The sequence below is a fragment of the Parageobacillus sp. VR-IP genome, assembly GCF_013357975.1.
Taxonomy (GTDB): Bacteria; Bacillota; Bacilli; order Bacillales; family Anoxybacillaceae; genus Saccharococcus; species Saccharococcus caldoxylosilyticus.
In genome coordinates, this window is sequence record NZ_JABVYQ010000001.1 from 767,959 (window position 1) to 787,058 (window position 19,100).

The following is a 19,100-nucleotide window of genomic DNA, read 5'->3' on the forward strand; positions in this document are numbered from 1 at the left end:
GAAAGGAGGAAGGTGCATGCGCCCGTTGTTTATACGCAACGCCAACCAGCTCGTGACGCTGTCTGGAAGCTCCACAGCCCCACTCTTGAAGGAGAAAATGAACGAACTTTCTATCATTGAAAACGGCAGCGTCTGGGTAGAAGGCGGAAAAATTGCCGCTGTCGGAACGGATGAGGAGCTTTCGCGACGATTTCAAGAGCGGATCGCGGAAGCGGAGATCATCGATGCGACAGGGAAAACAGTGACGCCGGGGCTTGTTGATCCGCACACGCATTTCGTATACGCGGGAAGCCGCGAAAGCGAATTCGCGATGCGTCTTAGCGGAGCGACGTACATGGAAATTATGAACGCCGGCGGCGGCATTCACGCGACGACAAAAGCGACGCGGGAAGCATCGGAAGAAACATTGTATGAAGAAAGCAAGCGGCGGCTCGATCAGTTTTTGCTTCACGGCGTCACGACCGTGGAGGCGAAAAGCGGCTATGGCTTGAGTCTCGAGCACGAAATCAAACAGCTGACGGTGGCGAAAAAGCTCGATGAAACCCATCCCGTCGATGTCGTGCGCACGTTTATGGGAGCGCATGCCGTGCCCGCCGAGTGGATAGACAATCCCGACGGTTTTGTCCGCGTCATCGTCGAAGAGATGATTCCAAAAGTGAGCGAGCTCGGACTTGCCGAATTCAATGACGTCTTTTGCGAACGAGGCGTGTTCACTCCGGAACAAGCAAGAACCATTTTGGAAGCGGGAAAAGCGTACGGGCTGATGCCGAAAATTCACGCCGATGAAATCGAGCCGTACGGCGGCGCCGAGCTGGCCGCGGAAGTCGGGGCGGTTTCCGCCGACCATCTCCTGCGCGCTTCGGACGAAGGCATTCGCCTCATGGCAGAAAAAGGGGTAATTGCGGTGTTGCTGCCGGGCACAGCGTTTTTCCTGATGACCAAGGCCGCCAACGCCCGCAAGATCATCGACGCCGGCGCGGCGGTCGCGCTTTCCACCGACTGCAATCCCGGCTCCTCGCCAACCGTATCGCTCCCGCTGATCATGAACCTCGGCTGCCTGCAGATGGGCATGACCCCTGCCGAAGCGCTGGCGGCAGTTACGATCAACGCCGCTCACGCGATCAACCGCGGCCACGAAATCGGAAGCATTGAAGCCGGGAAAAAAGCCGATTTGGTCCTTTTTGACGTCCCGAATTATATGCAGCTCATCTACCATTACGGCATGAACCATACCGATACAGTCGTGAAAAACGGCCGGGTGGTGGTGAAAAGCGGGAGGCTTTGCTACTAGGCGTTGGCAATCAAAAGCACGTGTTAGCGCGCGTGCTTTTTAACCATAGAAAACTGAATTTTTAAACAAATGAAAGCGAGGTGGTGGGGAAAATGAAAGTAAATACAAGCAAACAGCCTTCGCTGCCGGTACAAACTTCCACTGGTCAGGCTTGGAAGTTTTTTGTTTACAGCGCGATTGGCATTTTCATGTTTTTCGTTCCCGTGCAAATCGGGAAGACGTCCTCGATTATGCTCGACCATATCGTCTCATGGATACGTATGCAGTTTCCGGCGCTTGTACCGTATTACGCGCTCATCGTGATTGCTTTAGGCGCTGTGTATCCGTTTTACACTAAAACGTGGAACAAAGATGTGGTTGCGATCTTTTTTTCCTTGTTAAAACTATTAGGACTAATGGTAGCGGTAATGTTAATGTTTAAAACCGGACCGTCGTGGCTGTTCAAACCGGACATGGGACCGTTTTTGTACGATAAACTCGTCATCTCTGTTGGTCTGTTAGTGCCGATCGGTTCCGTTTTCCTCGCCCTTTTAGTCGGATACGGGCTTTTGGAATTTGTCGGAGTGTGGATGCAGCCGGTGATGCGGCCAATTTGGAAAACGCCGGGACGCTCGGCGGTTGATGCTGTCGCATCGTTCGTCGGAAGTTATTCGATTGGGCTGCTCATTACCAACAAAGTATTTAGAGAAGGAAAATACACGATTAAAGAAGCGGCCATAATTGCCACGGGTTTTTCGACCGTATCGGTGACGTTCATGGTCGTTGTGGCGAAAACATTGGGGCTGATGAACATCTGGAATACGTATTTTTGGGTGACGTTTTTTGTAACTTTTGTGGTTACGGCTATTACCGTCCGGTTATGGCCGCTAAGCAAAATGAGCGATGATTATTATGATGGCAAAGGTGACCCTGAGGAAAAAGTTACGGGAAACTACATGAAAGAAGCATGGTCGGAAGCGATGAAAGCGGTGCAGTACTCGAAAGGGCTTTGGGAGAATGTATGGGAAAACTTAAGAGATGGTTTTATCATGACGATGAGTATTTTGCCGTCGATTATGTCGGTCGGGCTGATTGGGCTGCTTCTTGCCGAATATACGCCTCTGTTTGACTGGTTTGGCTATCTTTTCTATCCGTTTACCCTGCTACTGCAAATTCCGGAGCCATTGCTTGCTGCCAAAGCATCAGCGATTGAGATTGCGGAAATGTTTTTGCCTGCCTTGCTTGTAACGGAAGCACCTCTCGTCACTAAATTCATCATCGCGGTCGTTTCGATTTCCGCCATTTTGTTCTTTTCCGCTGTTATTCCTTGTATTTTGGCAACGGAAATCCCGATCAGCATTCCAAAGCTATTAGTCATTTGGGCCGAGCGGACGATTTTGGCGCTTATAATCGCCACGCCGATAGCGTATGTGCTGCTATGAAGATAAAAGAGCCTGTCCATTCATCTCGGTCAGGCTCTTTCGTTTTATTCGCCTATTGCATTTCCCGCTGTTGTTTCAACAAATCGCGGATTTCCATCAACAGTTCTTCTTCCTTCGTTAAAGTCGGCGCTGTATCTTTGACTTCTTCTTCCTTTTTATTGAGCCGGTACAGCTTATTCAACACCTTGACGAAAACGAAGACCGAAAAGGAGATAATGAAAAAATCAACGACCGTTTGGATAAACATGCCGTATTTCACGACGGCCTTGCCGAATTTCCATGACAGCCCGCTAAAATCAATGCCGCCAAGCAATAAGCCGATCAGCGGCATCAGGATGTCATTGACGAGTGAAGAAACGATTTTGCCGAATGCTCCGCCGATAATGACCCCGACAGCCAAGTCGACGACATTTCCGCGCATGGCAAATTCTTTAAATTCTTTCCACATAATTCTCACCCTGTTTTTACAATATTGGTACAAAAAAATATAACATAGGGTGGTTCAAAAATGCCAGCTCCATGCGGTTGGTATAACTTAACATTAAACGGTGAAGCAAAAACATAGAAAATCAATCAGATTTATAGTATTATATAATGTGCTTAATTTTAGTAAAGGGGGGAGACAACTTGGATATTGCAGTAAAAAAACAAACGGACGTCGGTGTCAAGCAAGCAGCAAACGCTCCGAAAAATCCAACGTCGTGGATCATCGCCATTGCATCCATCGTGTTAATCGGAGGCGCGTTGTTTTTATATAGCCGTGTTTCCTGGCAGCAAGCGCTCCTTTACGTGTTAGGAGCGTTCGGGGGATTTGTCTTGTACCAAGCGCACTTTGGCTTTACGTCTGCATGGCGCAAATTTATTTTATACCGCCAAGGCGAAGGCATTCGCGCGCAAATGATCCTGATGCTAGTGGCAAGCATTTTCTTCTTGCCGCTATTGTTGAAAGGAACCATATTCGGCCATGCCGTGGCGGGCAATGTGCATGATGTCGGGATTTCCGTCATCGTCGGCGCGTTTATTTTCGGCATTGGCATGCAGCTTGGCGATGGCTGCGCGTCCGGTACGCTGTACCATATCGGCGGAGGCGATACGAACGGCATCGTCACCTTAATCGGGTTTATCGCCGGATCGGTCATTGCGACGACCCATTTTGATTTTTGGATGAACACGCCGCATCTGGCGCCGATTTCGCTGATCCACCAGTTTGGCGCGTTCGGCGGTTTTCTGTTTCAGCTCGCGCTGTTGGCGCTCGTTTATTACATCGTGACCGTCATCGAAAAACGCCGCCACGGCAAACTGATTTCGGCGAAAATCGAAAATAAAAACGGCTGGAAAGTGATTTATAAAGGTCCATGGTCGCTTCTTGTCGGCGCGCTCTTGCTTGCCGTTATGAACGCTCTAGTATTAATGTTCAACGGCAAACCGTGGGGCATCACTTCCGCTTTCGCGCTTTGGGGAGCGAAATTCGTGCAGTTGTTTGGCGTTGATCCAACCGAGTGGGCATATTGGCAGGATCCGGCGAAGCTAAATGCGCTGAAAAGCCCATTGTATCAAGATACGACAACGGTCATGGACATCAGCTTAATGTTCGGAGCCTTGCTGGCGGCAGCGTTTGCCGGCCGCTACGCCAAACCGATCCAGTGGAGACGCCCGTCGCGCATGACGATCGGCGCCCTCATCGGTGGCCTGATGATGGGGTACGGCGCCCGCCTTGCCTTTGGCTGCAACATCGGCGCGTACTTCAGCGGCATCGCCTCCTTCAGCGTCCACGGCTGGATTTGGTTCGTGTTCGCCTTCCTTGGCAGCCTTATCGGCGTGAAATTACGTCCGTATTGTGCGTATAAGAATTGAAGAAAGCGAAAAAGGGAAAGCGATAGTGCTTTCCCTTTTTCTATTTGTCAGAGAAGTTATTTTCATGCATGGATGGAGATTTTGCGATCCATTTTGCGGAGTGGGAATCGTTGCTAGATGAAGCGAATATACAGGCTTGTCTAGATATAACCCATCTGTTTATGATGAGACAAGATATAAAGGATGTCATGTCATCATGCAACTGAGTAACGATGGTTTACGTGTCATATGCAGGTTTGTGGTGGTGATAAAAAGTGTATTGTTTGGAAAATGGTAAAAGTCGTTGCTTAATGTATATCCACACCTTGGAGGTTTTGCTGGATCTACAGGGGGGTGGACTTTTTTGTATTTATGAAATTTATTTCATTATGCGCTTTTTATCTGTATTGGCATAGTTTTTTGACTAAATAATATTGCGGTTAATTTTATTATTATTTATAATAACAATATACAGAATATTGTATCTTGTTAAACGTGGTGTTATATGATATGATGGAGAATTTTTATTCGAAAAGCGGGCTTACTTTAAAACAAGTTGCAGAGGAATTACTCTTTTACGAACCAAATGAGCGAATACCTAGAATAAGCGACTTAGCCGAAAAGTTTCAAGTCGGCAGGGGAACGGTTCAATCTGCATTAAAGATTCTAGAAGAAACTCAGAGTATTCGATTAGAGTCGCGGGGGCACCTTGGAACGTTTTTGAGAGAGAAATGTGTATCAAATCTTTTGAAATTTTCAGGGGTTGACCGAGTATTGGCCGTAATGCCTTTGCCATATTCCAAAAAATATGAAGGGCTTGCATCAGGGCTGGCTTCTGAATTCAGCCGTTTAAATCTCGCCTTTAATATTGCTTTTATGAGAGGAGCAAAGCCTCGTCTCGAAGGGGTAAAAGAAGGGAGATATGATTTTGCAATAGTTTCAAGGTTTTCAGCATTGGAAGAAATGAAAAACGATGATGGTCTTATGATTGCTCTTTCCTTTGGCAAACAGACCTATGTTTCAAAGCATGCTGTAATTTTCTCTGATCCAACGAAGAAACGAATTGAAAACGGGTTTAAAATCGGCATCGATACCTTTTCAAATGATCAAAAATTCTTAACCTACGCAGAAACAGAAGGAAAAAATGTTGAATACGTTGAGATGAACTATATGCATCTATTGCAACATTTGAAAGCGAATACAATTGATGCAACGATATGGAATATGGATGAAATTGATACGACGCTCTATCACGTCGAGCCATTAACTTCTAAAAAAGCTATTCAATATGAAAAGGAGATGAGCGAAGCCGTTTGTGTGATTCGGAAAAGCAATAGAAAAGTGGAGTACATCTTAAAGCATCTTTCGAAAGAAAAAATAGTCGAAATTCAAAGAGGAGTTGAAAGGGGGGATGTTATGCCTAAATACTAACTTGTTTCTTTCTTATTATCAATATACAAAAAATTGTACATTGAGGTGTGAGAATGGACACTCTATTGGAACGCCTGGAAATACTAGAAAAGTCAAACGTGATTACAGAAAATGCAAAAGCCATTTGTAGTAAAGTAATAGAACAATTTGTGGATGAAGAGAATGCAAGCAGATATTCCATGTTAATTACTCACCTCGCAATGGCTGTCACAAGAATAGAGAGAAATGAAACCGTTTATTCACCTCCAGATATCATCATGAATGAAGTTTATTTATCTTCCCATTTCCCTGCAGCAGTAGAGAAGGTAGCTATGATTGAAAAGTGGATGAATGGAAATTTTCCAGAAGAAGAAAGGAAATTTTTATATATGCACTTTGTTAACGTTTTATCAAAACCTTAATGAGGAAAGGATGGCGTTTATTATGATAAGGATTGTCATTGGCGGGCAAGTAGAAAAAGTGGAAATTGAAGCATTAGTAAAGAAGTTTAGTGGTGGGCAGGTTCAGACAATGATTAAATCCGATTTAGAAGCAGCAATGGCAATAAAGTCAGGAGAAGCAGATTATTATTTTGGCGCTTGCCATACTGGTGGTGGCGGGGCGTTGGCAATGGCTATTGCATTGTTGGGAAAACAGCGATGTGCAACTATCTCTATGCCGGGGCAGCCTCCGACAAAAGACAAAGTGGAGGAAGCAGTTGCACAAGGTGCAAAAGCTTTCGGTTTCACAGGAGATCACAAAGAAAAAGCAGTGCAATATTTAATAGAAGCACTGTTAAAGAGGTAAGTTAAGGGGGAAATAAAATGTTAGAAGTTATTTTAATGATGTGTATTGGTGCGTTAGCAGCGGTCATGGCGAATATGGGAATTGCTGTATTTAATGATGGGTTGCGCCCAATTGTGCCAGAAAATCTAGAAGGCCGAATGAGCCGGAGAGAGCTCGGTGTAACTGCTTTTGCCATGAGTTTCGGATTGGTCATCGGCTTTGGTATTCCGATCTCGATTGCCGGAAGCATTATTTTAATTCACAGTATTTTGCTTGGAACGGATATTATTGGGTTAATTTTCAAACGTGGTAAATTCACTACACCGATTGCCGGGATACTTGGAGCGCTGTATGGCGCAGGCATTTACTACGGTCTAAAAGCAGTAGTCGATGCGTTCAAGCTTCTGCCGCTTAACTTTGTTGATGGGTTTAACAAGGTAGGAGAACCAGTTGTTGTTTCTTTTATGGTATTCCCGGCAATTGCAATTGTTTTGCAATTTGGAATGAAAAAAGGAATTATTGCTTTTCTAGTTGCAGCTCTATCCCGTCAAATCATTGTTTTTATGAATACAGAAAAGATTATTAAAATGGGTGGTTCGCCTATCACCCTTAGCCCTGAGGGAATTGCTCTCATTGTCGGAATGATATTTTTATTGGTTTATGCGATGCGTGAAAAATCAACGGAAAAGAATCTTTCCACATTAGCAACACTATTTACGGATCGTGTCACAAGAATTAAAAAACACGCTTGGGTGTTAATGATTAGTGGGGGCCTTATTGCCGCTGCGACTAACCTTTTATTAATTGCTGGTGACCCAATTTCATTAAATCTGCTTTCCGACGGAAAAATTTCCGAAGGTGGAATTGCCTCGTTAGCAAAAGCATTCGGATTTGTTCCATTGATTGCCAGTACAGCTATTGCCACCGGTGTCTACGGACCAGTGGGATTTACGTTTGTGTTTGCTGCGGGTATTTTTTCTCCAAATCCAGTTGTTGCAGCGATTCTCGGTACCATCATTATTTTAGCAGAAATTTTCTTATTAACCAAATTAGCTGCTGTTCTTGACCGTTTTCCTGGCATACGAGCCTCCGGTGAGAACATCCGTACAGCGATGACGAGAGTACTAGAAGTTGCTTTGCTCGTGGGTGGTGCAAACGCAGCCAACACCATTGTGCCTGGCTTTGGATTTTTTGCTATTGTAGGATTCTATCTCTTAAATGAAGTTGCGGGGCGGCCAATCGTTCGAATGGCTGTAGGGCCTATTGGCGCCATCGCGGTGGGGATTGTCGGGAACCTATTCGCCCTGTTAGGACTTTATACACCGCCAACACAGTAAGGGGATGCATGACGAATGTACATTCAGACTGTCCTTGGGAGAATTCAGCCGGAGGAACTAGGTGTTTGTGCTTGTCACGAACATCTTTACATCGATTTAAGTCGTGTTAAAAAAAATACCGATACGTGTCTACAAAATCTGGATCTTGTAGTAGAAGATTTAAAAGTTTTTCTTCAATACGGCGGCAAAGCGATTGTTGAAATGACAAACGATGGAATGGGACGTAATGTAAAAAAGCTGGTAGAAATCAGTAAATTGCTTGATTTACACATTATCGCTAGTACTGGTTGCTATAAAGATCCTTTCATTCCTCAAGAAAAGATAAATTGGGATCGGGATGAATTCGCGAAGTGGATGATAGATGAAATCGAGAATGGCATTGATGGGACGAATATAAAACCGGGAGTTATTGGTGAGATAGGAAGCAGTTTCAATGAGTTTAAACCGGTTGAGCTGGAACTGTTTTATGGAGCAATTGAAGCTGCCAAAACAACCAAACTGCCTTTATCGACACATACTACGCTAGGCACACTCGCGCTGGAGCAGGTCGAATTATTTATCCGCGAGAATTTGCCTTTACATCAGGTGGTCATCGGGCATCAAGACTTGAATGAAGATGACGAAGTCGTATTGGAAGTTTTATCGTCAGGCGTATACATCGCGCTAGATACGATAGGAAAAGAGAATTATCGCAGTGACATGAGCCGAATGAAATCGTTGCTATATTTTCTTGAAAGAGGATATGAAGATCAAATCTTGCTTTCTAGCGATGTAACGCGTCAATCACATTTACTTTCTCGCGGCGGACAGGGATATAGCGTGGTATTGCGAAAATTTATTCCTTCTTTAAGGGAAATGGGGGTACTAGAGACAACGATCGAAAAGTTGCTTGTGAAAAATCCGCAAAAAGCATTTAGCATACGGAAAGAAGGTTAATTTATGGCAAAAAAATATGAACAATCTGTATTACAAAATATGACATTGGAAGAAGCAAAGTTGCTGCAGTTTCGGTTAATTGACGAAATCACAAAGGAGTTTTCCAATAACGAGTTTTTTCAATTAGGCGATGTTGGGCTTCATCCAGAGTATCATCGTCCCCTCATGACGGCTAGAATGGAGAAGGTTCTAGCAAGAACATTCCACGCGGAAGCATGTGCGCTAGTACGAGGAAGTGGAACGGGAGCGATTCGTACGGTACTGAGCATGTTAGTGCGTCCCGGGGACATATGTATTGTACATGATGCACCAATGTACGAAACAACGAAAGAAACTTTCCGCATTATGGGATTGAGGAAACATGAAGTTAATTTTAATGACAAAAATGCAGTGTTGAAAGCACTCGAACAGGCTGCAGAAGCCAAAGTATTTTATGTACAGCACGCGCGCCAGCAGCCGGTGGACACGTATGATTTAAAAGAACTAATTGCTATGGTAAAGGAACACAGACCGGACTTGCCGGTCGTTGTAGACGATAATTATTGCGCCATGAAAATGAAAGGAATCGGAGTGGAATATGGAGCAGATTTCTCGGCGTTTTCCGGTTTCAAACTCCTTGGTCCGGAAGGGATCGGCATCATTTTGGGCAGAAAACATATTATCGAGAAAATCCATGAACGTAATTATTCGGGCGGCGGTCAAGTACAAGGATTCGAGGCGCATGAACTGATTCGAAGTATGATTTTCGCTCCGGTTATGTTTGCCATTCAAAATGAGCAAGTGGATGAATTATGCGACCGTTTAAATAGAGGGGAAATTGACGGCATCAAAGAGGCATATATTACCAACTCACAGTCCAAAAATGTCATTGTCGAACTAAAAGAGCCTATTGCGCAGAAAATTATTCAGACTGCCGCCAAATTTGGCGCTGCGACCTATCCTGTCGGCGCGGAATCACGATATGAATTAATACCGATGATTTACCGCGTTTCTGGCAGTTTTTTAGAAAGCCGTCCGGAATTAAGGGATTATGGGCTTCGAATCAACCCTATGAAAGCCTCTGCCAGCACGGTGATTAGGATTTTAAAAAATGCATTGCAAGAGGCTTCAAGGACTGATGGCACATGTTTTTAAATATGATGTTACAACGAAATGAAGAACTGATTCGGGCTGCGGCCAAATTACATCAGGATGGAAAAATACCTGCGAATACCTATGTGATTGATCTAGACTCTTTGGAAAGAAATGTACAACGGATTAGCCAAACCGCAAAAGATCATGATCTAAAACTTTACTATATGACAAAGCAAATCGGCAGAAGCGGGTTTGTCGGGCAAATCATTCAGAACAACGGAATCGAGCGGGCGGTTGCCGTCGATATTGATGAGGCAATCGAATTAAAAAAAGAAGGGTGCTCCATTGGCAATATCGGGCATCTTGTCCAGCCGAGCAAGTCTCAGTGGCATTACGTGCTAACCTTTCTCCGTCCGGAAGTAGTAACTCTTTTTTCGTATGAAAGAGCGAAACAATTATCGGACGCGGCTGAAAAATTAGGAAAAAAACAAGATGTTCTATTGCGGGTGATTCGGCCAAACGATGTGATTTTTCCAGGGCAATTTGGTGGATTTCTTTTAGACGATTTAGAAGGACAATTGGATGACATATTGACACTAAAAGGAATTAATGTTGTGGGGGTCACAAGTTTTCCGATTTTCCGTTTCCATCAGGAACAACAAGACTTTTCTTTTACTCCCAATATAGAAACACTGCAAAAAGCAAGAAATATTTTGGAAAGAAAAGGGATAAAAGTAACGCAGGTCAACGCGCCTGGTGCGACGAGCTGCTATACCATCCCTAAATTAAAAGAAGCAGGTGTTACTCACGGCGAGCCAGGGCATGCAATGACGGGAACTACACCGCTTCACGCCTATAAACCGGACTTGCCGGAGGTTCCTAGCATTGTATATGTATCGGAAATCTCGCACATGGACGATGAATTTGCATATACGATCGGGGGAGGTTTCTATGCCCGTTCAAATATGAAATACGCGTTGTTTGGGGGAACTGAAGAGAGAATTATCCAACAAAAAGCAGAAATTGATCGCTGGTCGGCGACGAATATTGACTATTATGGCTGTCTGAAGCGAAAAGAAGAGATGAAAGTCGGTGATACGGTTATTTACGCGTTTCGCACACAAATTTTTATAACAAGGTCTCATGTCGCTTATATCCGTGGCGCTCGCCAAAAAGCTCCTGAGCTCGTTTATTTCCAAAGAAGGGGGCAGTAGCAATTTGAAACGGGTTACTTTATTAGTATTGGACGGATTTGGAATTGGTTTCATGGATGATTGTACAGAGGTGAAGCCAGAGGACGTCGGGGCAAACACGTATAAACATCTTCGAGAGGCCGTCGATTTACACATTCCTACTTTGTATGAATTAGGATTGGGAAAAATCGTTGACAATATCGGCGAGCCGAAGGCAGCGTATGGTAAAAGCAATTTGGCCCATTATGGCGCGGATACATTTATGGGGCATCAGGAACTAATGGGAAGCAAGCCGGGAATTCCGAAAAAACGGCTAATGAAAGATGTGGGAGCAAATATAAAAACCGCCCTAGAAAGCCATGGATATCATGTCGAATATCCAATAAAAAAAGCCTCGATTATCTTAGTAAATGGTGCGGTTGTCATTGGGGATAATCTGGAAGCGGAAAAAGGCAATATTATTAATGTAGTCGGCGACTTAAATCTAGTTTCTTTTGATGAATTGAGTAAAATCGCTAAAATTGTTAGAAAATGTGTAGATACAAGCAGGGTTATTGCGTTTGGAAATAAAAACACAAACATTAAAACGATTCTTAACGCGGTAAAAGAAAAATCGCCAGGACAGTGGGGAGTGGACAGCCCGAAGGCAAATGTATACGGCGACGGCTATCAAGTGCTTCATTTAGGATATGGTATAAATTACGACAGGCAGTTTGCCCATATTGCGGAGTTGAATCAGATACCGGTTTACCGAATTGGAAAAACAGCAGATGTGATTCAAGCAACTGGATTTAAAGATCCAGTTGTCAACACGCGAAGTGTCCTTGAAACATATCGTGCCTTATTCAGAGAAAGTAAGGGGGATTCCGTTTTTCTTGTCAATGTTCAAGAAACGGATTTGGCGGGGCATAAGCAAGATTGTGCCTGGTATAAGGAAGTATTAGAAGAAGTAGACGGCTTTTTGTCAACTTTTATTAGTGAACTGAAGGACGATGATCTTCTCATCGTCACTGCCGATCACGGGAATGACCCTACTATTGGGCACTCTAATCATACACGTGAGCAAACACCAATTCTAGTAGTCGGTCCAAAAGTAAGACCTGTATCGATTGGCATCCGCAATACGATGGCGGATATTGCCGCAACCATGGCACAATATATGAACATTGATCCCCCTGAATACGGGGTGAGTTTCTTGCGGGATATAATCATGGAATAGCATAGGATGTGATCACTTTAGTTTTTATTAGAATTCACCTGTTACATGGAGAAAGTGGGAACTATTGAAGGTGGAAGATGTGCAAGTTTGAAGTTTAAGAGCTTGTTATCAAGATTGCATCCGCCATCCCATGCATGTTTGTTGTGCTGCTGGGATGGTGTTTTTTTTGTGTATGGATGTATCCAATAGGCTTTTTGCATCACACTTTTTCAAGAATTATTAGACGTTTCGTCTTTATTTTTGTAAAATATAAGGTAAAAATTACTAGTTTATCATATTGGCAGAAACAGCTTTTAAAGGAGAATTTCCAATGGCGGCTTTGATAAAGCGTCTAAAATTAAGGCGTACCGCAGCAAAGACATTGTCATAAAGCTTGAAGGAAGGTAGATAGTCATCACCAGAGGAGCCGAACGCAAAACACTTCCGATTGACACTTTGCTCAGACAGCCGTCGATGGTGTTTAAGGAATTGTAAGATTGATGGATAGCGATGACATTTAAAGAAAAATAGCACTAACGGAGGTAATAATCATGAAACATTTGCAGCAAAAAATTATTGAATTTCGCGATGCGCGTGATTGGAAACAGTTTCATACCCCAAAAGACTTAGCAATTTCATTATGCCTAGAAGCAGGAGAGTTGCTGGAAAATTTCCAATGGAAAAGCAGCGAAGAGGCTGTAAAAACAAATTTGGAAAATATAAAAGACGAAATTGCCGATGTAGTCATTTATGCACTCCTGCTATCGCATGAATTAGGAATTGACGTCGAAAAAGCAATTATAGATAAAATCAAGAAAAATGAACAAAAGTATCCGATTGAGAAGTCGTTTGGGTCAAAAAAGAAATATACTGAATTATAAAATTGAAAGAGTATTGGTTGATTTGACAGATGTAGAAAGAGCGTGAATCATGCCATAAAAAGGTGATAGAGATGATTGTGTATGAAGCAACGAAAGATGAATTTTTAAATGATGTATTTGAGGATAGGCTTGTACAAAATATTTGCGAAAATTTTAAAGCCAAAATTGGCGGAATAAACGAGCGTGAGATTCGAGCATGGTATAATTCGATGCAATATATGTATCGCGTATTGAGCGATTATGAAATTCCAAGTAACACAGGAATAGCGATTGAATTTAAAATTCCTCATACTTCTAAAAGAGTGGACTTTCTTATTTCTGGGATCGATGAACGTAATAACCATTCTGTCGTCATTGTCGAATTAAAACAATGGGAAAACGTAGAAAAAGTAGATGGTAAAGAGGCGATAGTAAGAACGGTGATTAATCGTCATTTTGTAGAGACAACTCACCCATCCTATCAAGCATGGTCTTATGCGTCTTTAATTAAAGATTATAACGAAACTGTCCAAAATGATGATATTCAGCTTTATTCGTGCGCCTATTTACATAATTATATCCATTTAGGGAAAAGTGACCCCGTGACTGATGGGATCTATCAATTTTATATTAATAGGGCCCCTTTATTTCTAAAAGGAGATGCTGCTAAGTTACGTTCCTTTATAAAACGACATATAAAATACGGAGATAACAAGGAGAATCTTTATAAAATTGAAAACGGACGCATTCGTCCATCAAAATCTCTTCAAGATTCATTGAATAGTATGCTAAAAGGTAATCAAGAGTTTATCATGATCGATGACCAAAAGGTTGTATACGAAGAAGCGCTTCAATTAGCAGCTAAAGCAGTTAATACAAATCAAAAACAAGTGCTGATTGTCGAAGGTGGTCCAGGCACAGGGAAGTCCGTCTTGGCGATTAATCTGCTTGTCGAATTGACCAACCGCAATCTAGTTTGCCAATATGTTACGAAAAACGCTGCACCGAGAAAAGTATATGCCCAAAAGCTAAAAGGCGATTTTCGAAAGAGTCATATTGATAATTTGTTTACTAGTTCTGGAAGCTATGTTAATGCCCTTCCGAATGAATTTGACGTTCTTATTGTTGATGAAGCACACCGTCTTAATGAGAAATCGGGGATGTTTCAGAATCTTGGAGAAAACCAAATAAAAGAAATTATCCATGCATCAAAACTGGCCATTTTTTTCATCGATGAACGACAGCGTGTTACATTAAAGGATATTGGAAGTATAGAAATGATTCAAAAATTTGCGAACGAATATAAAGCAGGCATAACTAAAATGAAACTCGAATCCCAATTTCGCTGCAACGGCTCCGATGGCTATTTAGCTTGGATTGATGATGTGTTGCAAATTCGTAAAACAGCAAACTACAATTACTTCGACAGCAATTATGATTTTCGTATTTACTCAAACCCGAATGAATTGCGTGAAGAAATCGAAAGACTAAATAAGGTGAACAATAAATCCCGCATAGTAGCTGGATATTGTTGGGATTGGATAAAAGAAGGAAAAAACAACCCAAATATTCACGATATTATTATTCCCGAATATAACTTTAGCATGAGTTGGAATCTTGCCAATTCCGAAACATGGGCAATTGATGAAAATTCTGTTCACCAAGTAGGCTGCATCCATACGTGCCAGGGACTAGAGTTTGACTATGTAGGTGTTATTATTGGGGATGATTTAATCTATAAAGATGGGCAAGTTCAAACAGATTATACGAAGCGCGCAAAAACTGACCAATCATTGAAAGGCTTAAGAAAAATGTTAAAGGAAAAACCAGAAGGGGCTTTAAAACTTGCGGATGAGATTATTCGAAATACATACAGAACTTTATTGACACGGGGCCAGAAAGGATGCTTTGTCTATTGCACGAATAAAGAGTTAGAAAATTATTTGAGAAAACGATTAAATGAGGTTCAATATACATCTTATCCTGATTTAAATTCGATGGTAGCAGAGAAGCAGGGAGAATACTGACTAGCTCATGTTGTCGAAAGGTTTAACATTAGTAACTAACTTATATAACTTTTACTGCTTTTTTCACTAATCAAGATTAAGAAAAAACATATATTTCTTGTCTGAAATAAAGATCAACCAACATATTGAAGAACTTGTGTGTTAGTTAAAGTAAAAAGTAAAAATTTCCTACAAGCACTTTGAAGCAATTGGCGCGGATATTGAGTTGGTCGGTCCGGAAAATGGCGTCGATGCGTTTATGCTGTGGACCATCAGCTATTAATGTTTCAGGCGGAAGCCATAAAGCGCTTCTGCTTTTTTTGTGTGTTTGACAATATTCGGAACCATATTTTTACAAAAGTTGATAGAATTAGATTAACTAAGTCTTTCTATCTATGACAGAGGGAGGGAAATAAGATGGCAACGATTTACAAAAGGGATTATTTTTATGGTGCGCTCCTTTTTGCATTGGTAAATGGCGGTCTGACGCCGGCTTTGTTCGAAAAGCCAAGCGACAATCGCCAAATATACGAAGTAACGACAAATCAAAACAGCTATATCATCTATACAAAGTACAATACGTCACCAACCGGCTCAAAAGATTTCACTTGGTCCTTTCCGTTTAGCGACAATGAGCTTGAAGAGATTATCAAGATTTATCATGAAAACAACAAGAAAAAAGAATTTATCTTTGCCTTCATTTGCGGCCAGAAGCAATTAAGTGGCTACAACCAAGTGATTGCCATTGTCTACTGGGACGAATTTCTGGAATGTGTGGATATCGAAAAAGAGCAGATTCGCGGAACAGCACGGCTGTCAGTGAAAGCGGTCAAAGGCTCCCCATGGCTGCGCATTTATGGCAGCAAGCGTGCCGATATGTTGGACGGGAAAGATAACATGATTAAGATTGAACGAGACCGGTTAGCGGATTTGTAGCATCATATGATGTGGAGGAAAGTCACGTGGGAGTGAAAATCAATATACCCCTTCAAATCGTAACGTTTCGCTCAGAGGAATTAGATCAGTGGAGAAGTGGAGAAAGGGCAGACTGCCAGGATTCGTATTGTAGAAAACTGCCTAGTACGATTGGTCGCTCACTATGTAGTAATGCCGATGTTATTTAACGGTACATTTTTACATAATGAAAAACAAATATCTCCATTTATTTAACAAAGTGTATAATGAAATGTTTGTTCACAATAGGTAGAATATTCCTAAAATTATACCTTTTGGTCTGTTATCGACTAGGATAGGAAGGTGTAATCTTTTTAGCGTTTTAACATAATTGGAAATAATAACTTATAACGGTAACTAATGGTGGTGAGATGAACATTTCACTCTCTGGTTTGGAGAATGACTTCCAAAAAATAGGATATGATTTAACAGATCGAGAAGCGATAGAAGAAGTCAAACAATATTTATATTATTATGATTCACGTGCCATTAGCTCGATTTTGGATGATGTCTATGGGATATGCTTTAAATAGACATAATCATCGTATAGAGCATGTGCCAACAGCTACTTCTGAAGGACTTGGATCGAATAAAAAGAATTGGAGTAGCGGCATCTTTTTTTATTAATCATGTTTATTATTGAGGAGATCGGAATCAAAAGACATTTTTGGGACCAGAACGTGCTTCTAGAATTAATCCTTTGATAGATGTGATTGAACGTAATATATTATTTACTTTGCATTCGGACTGTCCATTACTCTCATTTCCCCTTTTTTATTTGAGTAGCTGTTAACCATATAACACGAGAAGGAAATATTTTAGGTCCGGAACAACGTTGTGATGTCGAAACGGATCTACGATCTATGATTACTTTATAGTGCAAAACCTAATTTTGATGAACAACATACCGGTAGTATAGAAGTGGGAAAACAAGCTGACTTTGCTATTCTTTCGGAGGATCCAACAAAGGCTACCAACTCAAACCAAAAAATTCTGAATTAAATTAATTTTTTAAAATGATTTAAATTAGTAAACACATAAAATAAATGTTGATAGGGATTTTAATGTAGTTTTTAAACTTAGTTAGGATGGGGGAAATTATTATGGCCTTTCGTAAAGTAACTAGTCTATTGACAGGATTAGTTATACCATACTTGTCAGTGCTTGGAGGAATTGCTTTTATCGGCAAGTATGACACTCCTATTTTTGGTATACCAATTCTTTATTTTTGGATCTTTTTATGGCTTCCTTTGACTTCTCTTTGTTTGGCTATTTCTTGGTCTTGTTTTGATCGATATGAGTATCAAATAAACCAAAGTAGAAAGGATGCTAAATAATGGCGGCATTTGTATTTGGAACTATTATGTGTTTGTCTATTGCAATTGCATTGTATGCGCGTCGTGGTAAAGATGTGTTAAATGTTGAACAATACTTAGTAGGAGGACGTTCGTTTAGTGGAATATTATTTTTCTTTTTAGCGGTGGGGGAAATTTACACTATTGGTACTATGATTGGTTTTCCGGGAGGAATTTATGCAAAGGGAGCTAGCTACGGAATATGGTTTGTAGGTTATATTCTCCTAGCCTATCCAGTGGGATACTTTCTAGCTCCACTACTATGGAGAGCAGGAAAGAAATACGGTGCCATGACTAGTCCAGATCTTTTTAAAAAGCACTATTCGCATAGAGGGCTTGAACTAGTAGTTACCATCTCTGCATTAATTTTTATGATACCGTTGGGACAATTGCAGTTTGAAGGATTAATAGTTGCTCTCAGTGCTCTTGGATTTGATTTGTCACCTGTAATGGCAGTAATTATTGCGGGTTGTATAGCATTTCTATATATTTCTGTATCTGGTGTAAAAGCTCCAGCGCTTGTTTCCATTTTAAAAGATATTTTAATGTTTCTTGGAATATTAATTGCTGGTATTGCAGTTCTTATTAAAATGGAAGGCGTATCGAACTTGTTTACTTTTGCAAAACAACATGGTACTTCTGTAACAATTGATCAACCAGAAGTGATGGTCTTTGTCTTAACTACTATTCTTTTTCAATCGTTAGCTTTTTATGTCACTCCTCTAAGTATACCGATGATATTTACTAGCCGATCGGAAGCCACCATAAAAAAATCACAAAGATTTATGCCTTTATATATGTTTATGTTTCCGTTTCTTATTTTCACTTCTTACTATGCTTTAGTCGCAATTCCTAATTTAAAAAACCCAAACCAATCATTCGTAGCGTCGGTGAGTGCCCTTCTACCCTCATGGTTAGTAGGTTTAGTAGCTGCTGGTGCGGCACTGTCAGGAATTTTGGTGCTAGCAGTTAGTAGTTTAAGTATTGGAGGAATGGTGTCTCGGAATCTACTTCCTAATGTCCCTGAAAAATTGCAACGAAAGTCTGTCCAAATAACTGTCTTTCTGTACCTTTTGATTTCAATGGGTTTGACTCTATTAGCTCCTAATTTAATGGTAAATATAATAAATATGGCTTATTATGGATATGGTCAATTCTTACCAGGGATCTTAGCTTTACTTTTCTCGCGAAAAATAACTCCTATCGGAATCACCACAGGTCTATTAGTTGGGGATATAGCGGCTATTAGTATGCACATTTTACATGTCAATATATATAACATCAATATCGGTTTGTTAGCTCTAATTTTAAACTTTGCAACAACATATACAGTTAGTATTTTAGTTAAAAATCGCTCTCAAAATATTATACCAATCATCACACGACATGTCAGAGCATAAAAATAAGGAGAATCAGAACAAATACACAAGTAGGTTATTAAGTTAA

Annotated in this window: 17 protein-coding genes; 16 read left to right on the forward strand and 1 reads right to left on the reverse strand. The window is 41.4% G+C overall.

What is annotated here, in order from left to right; genetic code table 11:
• Nucleotides 1-16 precede the first annotated feature (16 nt).
• Together hutI and HT574_RS04035 are read left to right on the forward strand one after the other, a co-directional pair.
• On the forward strand, nt 17-1,291 hold the full coding sequence (gene hutI, locus HT574_RS04030; RefSeq protein WP_175243545.1) for an imidazolonepropionase: 1,275 nt from the start codon (nt 17-19) through the stop codon (nt 1,289-1,291).
• 92 nt (nt 1,292-1,383) lie between these two features.
• Nucleotides 1,384-2,712, forward strand: coding sequence for a YjiH family protein (locus tag HT574_RS04035; protein WP_175243546.1), 1,329 nt, complete (start codon nt 1,384-1,386; stop codon nt 2,710-2,712).
• 52 nt (nt 2,713-2,764) lie between these two features.
• Here the strand turns inward: HT574_RS04035 and mscL are convergent, their stop codons facing one another.
• On the reverse strand, nt 2,765-3,160 hold the full coding sequence (gene mscL, locus HT574_RS04040) for a large conductance mechanosensitive channel protein MscL (RefSeq protein WP_017436170.1): 396 nt from the start codon (nt 3,158-3,160) through the stop codon (nt 2,765-2,767).
• Between the two features lie 179 nt (nt 3,161-3,339).
• Between mscL and HT574_RS04045 the strand changes: the two genes are divergently transcribed.
• The 14 genes from HT574_RS04045 to HT574_RS04110 all read left to right on the forward strand — a co-directional run bounded on the left by HT574_RS04045 (nt 3,340) and on the right by HT574_RS04110 (nt 19,054).
• Nucleotides 3,340-4,566 (forward strand): YeeE/YedE family protein, encoded by a 1,227-nt coding sequence (locus tag HT574_RS04045; protein WP_175243547.1) that lies wholly within the window; start codon nt 3,340-3,342, stop codon nt 4,564-4,566.
• 489 nt (nt 4,567-5,055) lie between these two features.
• Entirely contained in the window at nt 5,056-5,976 is a 921-nt protein-coding gene (gene yhfZ, locus HT574_RS04050) for a GntR family transcriptional regulator YhfZ (RefSeq protein ID WP_175243548.1), read from the forward strand.
• Nucleotides 5,977-6,029: 53 nt separating this feature from the next.
• Nucleotides 6,030-6,377 carry a PRD domain-containing protein gene (locus tag HT574_RS04055; RefSeq protein WP_042410274.1) on the forward strand — a complete coding sequence of 116 codons (348 nt, stop codon included), beginning with the start codon at nt 6,030-6,032 and terminating at the stop codon, nt 6,375-6,377.
• 25 nt (nt 6,378-6,402) lie between these two features.
• The gene (locus tag HT574_RS04060) at nt 6,403-6,762 is read left to right on the forward strand and encodes a DUF2620 domain-containing protein (RefSeq protein ID WP_309138279.1); all 360 of its coding nucleotides are present in this window, start codon (nt 6,403-6,405) and stop codon (nt 6,760-6,762) included.
• Nucleotides 6,763-6,779: 17 nt separating this feature from the next.
• On the forward strand, nt 6,780-8,078 hold the full coding sequence (locus HT574_RS04065) for a YhfT family protein (RefSeq protein WP_061578826.1): 1,299 nt from the start codon (nt 6,780-6,782) through the stop codon (nt 8,076-8,078).
• 15 nt (nt 8,079-8,093) lie between these two features.
• A complete protein-coding gene (locus HT574_RS04070) occupies nt 8,094-9,014 on the forward strand; it encodes a phosphotriesterase family protein (RefSeq protein WP_175243549.1) in 921 nt (306 codons plus the stop codon).
• 3 nt (nt 9,015-9,017) lie between these two features.
• Nucleotides 9,018-10,148, forward strand: a complete 1,131-nt coding sequence (locus tag HT574_RS04075) for an aminotransferase class V-fold PLP-dependent enzyme (protein WP_175243550.1) — start codon at nt 9,018-9,020, stop codon at nt 10,146-10,148.
• A 2-nt stretch (nt 10,149-10,150) separates the two neighbouring features.
• Complete coding sequence (locus HT574_RS04080) at nt 10,151-11,302, forward strand: YhfX family PLP-dependent enzyme (protein WP_309138269.1); 1,152 nt, start codon at nt 10,151-10,153, stop codon at nt 11,300-11,302.
• A gap of 4 nt (nt 11,303-11,306) precedes the next feature.
• Nucleotides 11,307-12,500, forward strand: coding sequence for a phosphopentomutase (locus HT574_RS04085; RefSeq protein WP_175243551.1), 1,194 nt, complete (start codon nt 11,307-11,309; stop codon nt 12,498-12,500).
• 530 nt (nt 12,501-13,030) lie between these two features.
• A complete protein-coding gene (locus tag HT574_RS04090) occupies nt 13,031-13,360 on the forward strand; it encodes a nucleotide pyrophosphohydrolase (RefSeq protein ID WP_175243552.1) in 330 nt (109 codons plus the stop codon).
• A 71-nt stretch (nt 13,361-13,431) separates the two neighbouring features.
• A complete protein-coding gene (locus HT574_RS04095; protein WP_175243553.1) occupies nt 13,432-15,366 on the forward strand; it encodes a DUF2075 domain-containing protein in 1,935 nt (644 codons plus the stop codon).
• Between the two features lie 396 nt (nt 15,367-15,762).
• Nucleotides 15,763-16,281 carry a hypothetical protein gene (locus HT574_RS04100; protein WP_175243554.1) on the forward strand — a complete coding sequence of 173 codons (519 nt, stop codon included), beginning with the start codon at nt 15,763-15,765 and terminating at the stop codon, nt 16,279-16,281.
• A 1,121-nt stretch (nt 16,282-17,402) separates the two neighbouring features.
• Complete coding sequence (locus tag HT574_RS04105; protein ID WP_061579476.1) at nt 17,403-17,636, forward strand: DUF3311 domain-containing protein; 234 nt, start codon at nt 17,403-17,405, stop codon at nt 17,634-17,636.
• A complete protein-coding gene (locus tag HT574_RS04110; protein WP_061579475.1) occupies nt 17,636-19,054 on the forward strand; it encodes a sodium:solute symporter family protein in 1,419 nt (472 codons plus the stop codon). Before HT574_RS04105 ends, HT574_RS04110 begins: the two co-directional genes overlap by 1 nt.
• Nucleotides 19,055-19,100: the final 46 nt, after the last annotated feature.

Excerpts from the sequence above, each read along its gene's own strand:
- hutI (WP_175243545.1), top strand. The coding sequence starts at position 17 with ATGCGCCCGTTGTTTATACGCAACGCCAACCAGCTCGTGACGCTGTCT.
- HT574_RS04035 (WP_175243546.1), top strand. The coding sequence starts at position 1,384 with ATGAAAGTAAATACAAGCAAACAGCCTTCGCTGCCGGTACAAACTTCC.
- mscL (WP_017436170.1), bottom strand. The coding sequence starts at position 3,160 with ATGTGGAAAGAATTTAAAGAATTTGCCATGCGCGGAAATGTCGTCGAC.
- yhfZ (WP_175243548.1), top strand. The coding sequence starts at position 5,056 with ATGATGGAGAATTTTTATTCGAAAAGCGGGCTTACTTTAAAACAAGTT.
- HT574_RS04055 (WP_042410274.1), top strand. The coding sequence starts at position 6,030 with ATGGACACTCTATTGGAACGCCTGGAAATACTAGAAAAGTCAAACGTG.
- HT574_RS04065 (WP_061578826.1), top strand. The coding sequence starts at position 6,780 with ATGTTAGAAGTTATTTTAATGATGTGTATTGGTGCGTTAGCAGCGGTC.
- HT574_RS04070 (WP_175243549.1), top strand. The coding sequence starts at position 8,094 with ATGTACATTCAGACTGTCCTTGGGAGAATTCAGCCGGAGGAACTAGGT.
- HT574_RS04075 (WP_175243550.1), top strand. The coding sequence starts at position 9,018 with ATGGCAAAAAAATATGAACAATCTGTATTACAAAATATGACATTGGAA.
- HT574_RS04080 (WP_309138269.1), top strand. The coding sequence starts at position 10,151 with ATGATGTTACAACGAAATGAAGAACTGATTCGGGCTGCGGCCAAATTA.
- HT574_RS04090 (WP_175243552.1), top strand. The coding sequence starts at position 13,031 with ATGAAACATTTGCAGCAAAAAATTATTGAATTTCGCGATGCGCGTGAT.
- HT574_RS04095 (WP_175243553.1), top strand. The coding sequence starts at position 13,432 with ATGATTGTGTATGAAGCAACGAAAGATGAATTTTTAAATGATGTATTT.
- HT574_RS04100 (WP_175243554.1), top strand. The coding sequence starts at position 15,763 with ATGGCAACGATTTACAAAAGGGATTATTTTTATGGTGCGCTCCTTTTT.
- HT574_RS04105 (WP_061579476.1), top strand. The coding sequence starts at position 17,403 with ATGGCCTTTCGTAAAGTAACTAGTCTATTGACAGGATTAGTTATACCA.
- HT574_RS04110 (WP_061579475.1), top strand. The coding sequence starts at position 17,636 with ATGGCGGCATTTGTATTTGGAACTATTATGTGTTTGTCTATTGCAATT.